7 protein-coding genes are annotated in these 6,232 nt (G+C 43.7%); 2 read left to right on the forward strand and 5 right to left on the reverse strand.

What is annotated here, in order from left to right; genetic code table 11:
• Nucleotides 1-60 precede the first annotated feature (60 nt).
• Nucleotides 61-420, reverse strand: coding sequence for a hypothetical protein (locus QUA23_RS30340; RefSeq protein ID WP_333079606.1), 360 nt, complete (start codon nt 418-420; stop codon nt 61-63).
• Between the two features lie 82 nt (nt 421-502).
• On the opposite strand from QUA23_RS30340, the gene QUA23_RS30345 reads away from it, so the two are divergent.
• The gene (locus QUA23_RS30345) at nt 503-1,567 is read left to right on the forward strand and encodes a DUF5895 domain-containing protein (RefSeq protein WP_333079605.1); all 1,065 of its coding nucleotides are present in this window, start codon (nt 503-505) and stop codon (nt 1,565-1,567) included.
• Between the two features lie 3 nt (nt 1,568-1,570).
• Here QUA23_RS30345 and QUA23_RS30350 read toward each other — a convergent pair whose 3' ends face one another.
• The 3 genes from QUA23_RS30350 to QUA23_RS30360 all read right to left on the reverse strand — a co-directional run bounded on the left by QUA23_RS30350 (nt 1,571) and on the right by QUA23_RS30360 (nt 5,015).
• Nucleotides 1,571-2,206: a hypothetical protein gene (locus QUA23_RS30350; RefSeq protein WP_333079604.1), complete on the reverse strand. Its 636-nt coding sequence runs from the start codon at nt 2,204-2,206 to the stop codon at nt 1,571-1,573.
• A 396-nt stretch (nt 2,207-2,602) separates the two neighbouring features.
• Nucleotides 2,603-4,690 (reverse strand): hypothetical protein, encoded by a 2,088-nt coding sequence (locus QUA23_RS30355; RefSeq protein ID WP_333079603.1) that lies wholly within the window; start codon nt 4,688-4,690, stop codon nt 2,603-2,605.
• A gap of 103 nt (nt 4,691-4,793) precedes the next feature.
• Entirely contained in the window at nt 4,794-5,015 is a 222-nt protein-coding gene (locus QUA23_RS30360; RefSeq protein WP_333079602.1) for a hypothetical protein, read from the reverse strand.
• A gap of 656 nt (nt 5,016-5,671) precedes the next feature.
• On the opposite strand from QUA23_RS30360, the gene QUA23_RS30365 reads away from it, so the two are divergent.
• A complete protein-coding gene (locus tag QUA23_RS30365) occupies nt 5,672-5,746 on the forward strand; it encodes an element excision factor XisI family protein (protein ID WP_333079607.1) in 75 nt (24 codons plus the stop codon).
• A 177-nt stretch (nt 5,747-5,923) separates the two neighbouring features.
• Here QUA23_RS30365 and QUA23_RS30370 read toward each other — a convergent pair.
• On the reverse strand, nt 5,924-6,232 hold a 309-nt coding region (locus QUA23_RS30370), incomplete at its 5' end, for a CHAT domain-containing protein (RefSeq protein WP_333110683.1).

Here is a 6,232-nt window from a genome sequence, read left to right on the forward strand (position 1 = left end):
ATAGATGTTCAGCCTATTTTACATTTTTTTTTGTACCCCCTTGACAATTTGCACTTTTTCTTAACTTGTCACAAATGATCCCTGACAACCTTTAAACCAATAACTCGGCGTACCGCTCCACAAAGTAACAGGTTGCCGTTTTTTTTCTTTCATTTGCTTGAGGGCAGAGCCTGTGGCTGCCAATTTTTCAGCCGTCCCGCACAGCCGCCCGGAGGTAATTTTCCCTTTCCCGTTTCCAACTAATTTGGAAGCAATAAGTAAGCCTGCCATTAGCCCTAACATTGCCAGTCCCTCTGGCTTCAGAAACTGACCCAACAACCCGCCAAAATCTATGCTAGTTAACGAACGTTTAGGAGTTTGAACTGCCATTGGTATCAAGGTAGCTTTGTTAATTTTAGGCAAAAATTGCAAATTGTTCATTTTTTTTAGCTCTTAAAAAACTAAAGGTTTCAGCTAGCGGCTATCGCCTCAAGGGGGAGACCATGACAAAAATAGGTAAACAATGGTAAGAAGCAATAACGCGAAATCTCCCAGTAAGACAGTACAGAATTATAGTGGAAAGTCCCACACGCAAAAGAACAAGAGTGCTGATTATTACGAGATAGATCCGGAGCTATTCAACAGTGATTACAACCAAACTCGCAAGCCCTCTTTGCCCTATGGAATCGTGATTAACGATAACCCAGCAGGTATTTTGCTCCCGAACGACCAGCTTGTCAAAGCGGAATGGCACGTAATACCTAATGTTGAGGAATTGACAACGGTCGAACTAAGCGAAGAAGTGACAGGCTTACTGCTCCAAAAAGCGAGAATGTTGGTATTAGCTTTTGTGCCTGAGTACATCCGCTACAAAGATATTGAAGAAAATGGAGAATTAGCAGGTACTTTTATTGGGCTTTACGACGAATATCGCGATTCCCTCGATAAAAAGACGCAGGAAGTGTGTTCCGAACACGCTCTCATCTTTCTAAATCCCAAAAACCAACCCCTGCATCAGGTACCGATTGTCGTCCGCTTCAAGAATGTAGCCCTCTGGAGCTTTAAGAGCGCTAGAGAAGAATTTTACCGCAATTTGGAACGGGCATTTGCTGATTGCTTTGGGAGAGATTACAGCGGTAAAAATGACAAGTGGCGCTCTTTGGGAGTGTTGAATGTCGAGTTTAGAGCTCTTAAAGAAGGGGAAGGCAAAAATAAATCGTTTTGCTGCAAAACTCACAGCATTACTCAGCCAACTGATGCTAATTTTCACAAGCTATTTCTCGGTCAAAAACCACAAAAGAAATTGATTTGGGGACTGCACAATAACATTGCTGGTTTCATTGAGGCTAGCGATGCCGGGTTGCCAGCTATAGCTGCTGGTGCGGAACCTGAAGTCCAGGCATTGCCAGAAAGCGTAACTAACCGCAAAAATCGAGGTAAATTGTCGCCCCCTCGCAAAATTGCACAAGTTGAAGGAGGAACAGACTCAGAATTAGAGGAGTTAGATGAATTTTCCGAGGCGGCTGAGGTTGAAGTTGAGGTTGATTCAGAAGAAGATTTTGACTTCGATGAACCCGCAGACTACTAAACACTAACTACTGAAAAGCTGGCTGTCAGCAAGTTGATAGGTAAGGCCGTCGTAGCAAAATTGAAGCTGGCGGCGGCCTTTTTTGGAAAGCTGATTCACTCCTAGACAAGGCAAACCGTCGTGCGAAGAACTGTCAGCCTTAAACAAAGGAGTTTTTTGCGGTTTATGGGGGTCGAGATAAGCTGCAAATACTTCTGTTGGCATTTGACTTGAATCATTAGGAATTAAGTAGCCAACATAAAGGCAGCCTTTTGTACCGCACAGAGTGGAATTATTGAAATCATAAAGGTTCAGCCGTCCTACCGAGCCATTAACTTGCCACACTCGCATTCTATTAATCGCTTCCGCCACAGCACTTTGCCCAGCGGCTACTTTGAGTTCTGGAAGGCTGCTGTGTTCCTTTACGATTAGGGTTAAAGTTTCTTTTGGAGTGACTCGCAAAGCTTGTTGCCAAGAAGCTGGTGCGGTTGTTGCTGAACTAGAATTCGTGCAAGCAACTGTCCCCAATAATAGCGACAGGGCGGTAAAAACTGTCAAACCAATGCGAAACCAGTAACCAAGTTGATTTAACCAAACCGGGGGGTTGACAATCTTTTGGGTGCCTGCTGTTTGTTGCTTAACTCTATTTTGTTTAACCATTTGTTACTCCACTCCTACAAAATACAAGAAAAAACAGGACACTAAAGCAGAAGAAAAAGACAATAAAAGAGAGATTGTTTTGCTGAACTAAGCTGTTGTATGTCTAAATCTTACAGTCAATTTTTATGACTTCCTTCGGGGAATACAAAACGACTCTACAATTTATATTCTGAACAGCTTAGAAGTCATATCTAATCAGTTGACATCGGAATTATTATCTCTCTCTTCTCTTTCTCTGTGTCCTCTGTGCCCTCTGTGGTTTAATCATTCCGATACCACCAATTTTGATATCAATGCCATAAAATTAATGGTTTCAGCAATTAAAAACGTCCTGGTTGTAGAGAAGGTTGTTAGACTTGTTAATAACTTGCTTTTCCACCTCCTCTTTCCCCTGGTTCAATGGGAGAGTGCAGCCGTGCCAAAACTAATTGCTAGTCCCAAACCGATTAGAATCATAAAAAGTTGCTGCTTTCGCTTGTAAAAAAGTCGAATTAAGAACCACATTCCCATCAAAAAAGAGCTAATGAACAGCGCAACCTTAATACTCCCACTAGCATTTAAAGTAATGCCGGAGCCGACCGAGTTGCTGATGCCATTGCTGTCACCAGAATTAGCTTGGCAATGGTCGCTGGTATTGTGGTTATAAAGCTCTCGAACTTTTTCCCCGTACTGTTTGAGAGAGTAGCCGCCTAAAATGTTGGAATAGCTGGCATCAATTTTACTGCCAAAACCCCCAAAGTGTTTTTGCGCTACTCGCTCAATTAAGCGATCGTCCTTGAACACCTGCCCAGTTTTAGGGTCAATTTCCTGTTGGCTGCTGACTAAGTTCTCAACTAGAGAATTTTGCAAGACTTTATCCTGAACAGCAGGAGGAAAATATTGGAAGAGTTCCTCTCTTGTAGGTTTTTGGCCTTTGTTGACGTTCAGGATAAAGTTAGCCGCCCCTGGAATTGAGCTGACAGCACGCTGCACGTCTTCCCGGTAACTCATCAACTGATAGCGACCGATCGCCCGCCCGCAGTTGCGAGATCCTTCAGTACAAACCATCTCGCCAATAGCTTCGTAATCGCCACTGGCTGCATTTTCCAAATTGGCGATTCCTTCGGAAAGCTTTGCTAACGCCTCCCCTAATGAAGCTACATCCACACCGTTAACGTAAGTTGCGGGGCGCGCGCACTCTCGCTTTGATTCAGGTACCGGCTGAGCTGGTAAAGCGTTTTTTTTAGCTTGATTTGAACTCAGCGGCTTTGAAGGTTTTGTTTCAGGTGCGACGCCTTTTGAACGCGAAATACTGTTAGAAGAACCGCCATCCAATCGACCGACAAACATAGGCGAATTAACGCTGTAACTGAGAAACGGAACCGGACCAATAATGTAAGGTGATTTGCCGCAGGGCAAACTAAACCTGAAGTACAGAGCCGTGTCAACAGTATCGCTGGTTTCTGACGGTTCCATTACTACTACTTTAAACACTTCCCCAAAAGGATGTCGGCCCGTCGGTTCCCAACCGGTCAAACAGCCAGAACCGCCTCGCACTTCCTGGTATTTGCCGCTAATCCACTGCTTGCCTTCTAGCGGCCCTGTGGCGCGGCGACCGACGTTTTCCATGTCGTCGAGTTCGATATAAGCGCAATCTTTCTCGCAGGCTACCGCAAATCCTTCTACATCAGAACCGGAAATTGTGTTATTGCGTTTGCTTTCGTACCGACTGTAAATCATGTCAATTCGCATGATTGTGCTGCCAATAGACGCAATAGGAACCGGAAAATTAGAAAGTGGGACTTGACTCAGCAGCGGAATATTGCTGATGAGTTCCTCTGACCACCCAGAGAACTGTTCTAAATTTACGCTATTAAGGTTGGGGATTTGGGCGATCTCAAACTCAGATAGATCAATTTGGTTAAGTTTTGCCTGCGCTAGTTGCGGTACTTGTTTTACAGCTTGACCAATTGGTAATTGGTTGATGTTAGGGTTCACTCCGGCTATTTGAGAAGATAAAGAAGCAATTGGAGGAACATCGCTCAATTGAAATTGGCCTAGATTCGGAACAATTTCAGCCAAGTGACCGACAGTTTGCTTACCAGCTAAGGGAAATGCTGACAAGCTGATATTTTCTAAATTGATATCCCCTAGTGCCAATTGTTCAATTGCTTGCAAAGACAGAATTTCAGGTTTTACATCGTTAATGTCCCCCAGCTTCAAGATGTTGTCAACAGAAGTGCCGGCTTGCCAGCTTCGACCGCCAGAACTTCCAGAACTAGCAACGGCGGGTAGGGAACTAAAGGTAATCTGGCTCCAATCTGGCTGCAAAACTCTAGATTGTTCTTTTTCCCAAATTTTAGTAGGTAAGGAACTAGCGCTAGCAATTGATGGAAAGCTTAAGAAAGTAATGCAGATGAAAGCAAAAATTAGGCAGAGTGTACTGGCAGCTATTAAGGCAGAGCCTATCTGGCTTGATTTTTTTAACGGCTTGGGACTGTTCATGGAAATCCTCTTGATGTTAACTAAAATCGCGAAAAAGAAAGCTGCTCTATTTTTTCTGAGTTGATGCGTCCAGGACTGCATTTCTTGATCTTCGCTTTTTTCTTTAATCAAGCTCCAGTTCCAACTGTGGATTCGACCGGACTGCTGAATCTGTCCAAGGAGTATCTGCTAAGTTGGACAAATCATAAACATTTTCTTGGTAAGCGTCGTCAAAATTACCTTGACGAACTTCCCTAGGTGATGAGTAACCGACAGTCAAATCGGGTTCCGATTCGTAACCGGAGTTGTTAGAGCCGGAATTAGGTTGGATCGATGAATTGTGCATGGTTTTTCTTAGTTTATGTGGTGAATAGTTTCAACTTAAATTGCATTTAGTTTTTGCAACTTCATCCCTGTGAGCGATTTCGTTCAGTAAAAATTACCCCCTCCATTTGGAGGGGGCAGTTCTATGGTGGAACTATGATAAATTTTGCGATCGCCCGCAGCGAAGAATTAGGATACCAAGGGAGAATAGGCTTGTACGCATTGAGGAGTGCGCTAGTATTTTATAGAAAATTGAGAGTGGGGTTGCTAGACTGGGGTCCAGATCCTGAAGAAGCCGAGAATCTTAATTACTTTGAAACATTAAGGACAGAAATATGAGTAAATAAATTCCCTCCGAGCCTCAATCCACAATAAATGATATAACCCACCACCAGCGTTTGATAAAGCTGGTAGAAGCTGAAGATGCAGCTAACGGAGAAGTTGGCTGCGGCCGGAAGTTAGGATAAGCTGATACGCATTTAAATTGGAATTTTTGAAGCCTAGACTCCTTGCACCCTGGCTTTCAGGCAAAAAATTTAAATGTTGAACAGCTTATCGACCTTCAGTTTATTTAAAAACCTGCGACATCAATATATCCGATGAAAAGTTAAGAAGCTTGTTAAGGAAATATTTAGGTCATTTGAGGAAGGTATTGCAACCGATTTACTGCAAGCGGGGGTGTCTCGTGAAGATATTGTCCTCGCCTTTCATCCACCGCGTTTGCGTCAGTTTACGGAATTTGCAACCGCGTAACGCGATCGCTTTTAGAGAAAGCATCGCATATCGCGCATCAAGAGCGATCGCGATCTAATTCGCCGCCAACAAGCCCGACATATTTAGCACTTTTTCTGACCTGATTTTTACCTGTTTACCAACTTTCATTCATTGTTGTACAGAGGGTTTTAATACAGTAACAATGCTCTTTTCTTTCTATAGCCAGTTACCGATAAGGATAAAGGAGGCCCATTTAGCGGGATGTATATTCTTGTTTTGATTAATCAGCGCCTTCTGTGCTTCCTTTAGGGCTTCTGCTTTGCTCATTTGCGAGCGCAAGTTATCGTAAAACTTAGCGACTAATTCTTGTGTAAAAGCATCGTCAACATACCAAAGAGAAGCCAAAGCACTTTTGACGCCTGCTTGCACCGTAATGCCAGCCATACCGAGTGTCGCACGGTCATCTCCTATACCCGTTTGACAAGCCGTGAGTGCGAGCAACTCCACTGGCTCTGTACCTTTACT

This window comes from Microcoleus sp. Pol1C5 (assembly GCF_036701115.1).
In the GTDB taxonomy this organism is placed as follows: domain Bacteria; phylum Cyanobacteriota; class Cyanobacteriia; order Cyanobacteriales; family Microcoleaceae; genus Microcoleus.

Excerpts from the sequence above, each read along its gene's own strand:
- QUA23_RS30340 (WP_333079606.1), bottom strand. The coding sequence starts at position 420 with ATGAACAATTTGCAATTTTTGCCTAAAATTAACAAAGCTACCTTGATA.
- QUA23_RS30345 (WP_333079605.1), top strand. The coding sequence starts at position 503 with ATGGTAAGAAGCAATAACGCGAAATCTCCCAGTAAGACAGTACAGAAT.
- QUA23_RS30350 (WP_333079604.1), bottom strand. The coding sequence starts at position 2,206 with ATGGTTAAACAAAATAGAGTTAAGCAACAAACAGCAGGCACCCAAAAG.
- QUA23_RS30355 (WP_333079603.1), bottom strand. The coding sequence starts at position 4,690 with ATGAACAGTCCCAAGCCGTTAAAAAAATCAAGCCAGATAGGCTCTGCC.
- QUA23_RS30360 (WP_333079602.1), bottom strand. The coding sequence starts at position 5,015 with ATGCACAATTCATCGATCCAACCTAATTCCGGCTCTAACAACTCCGGT.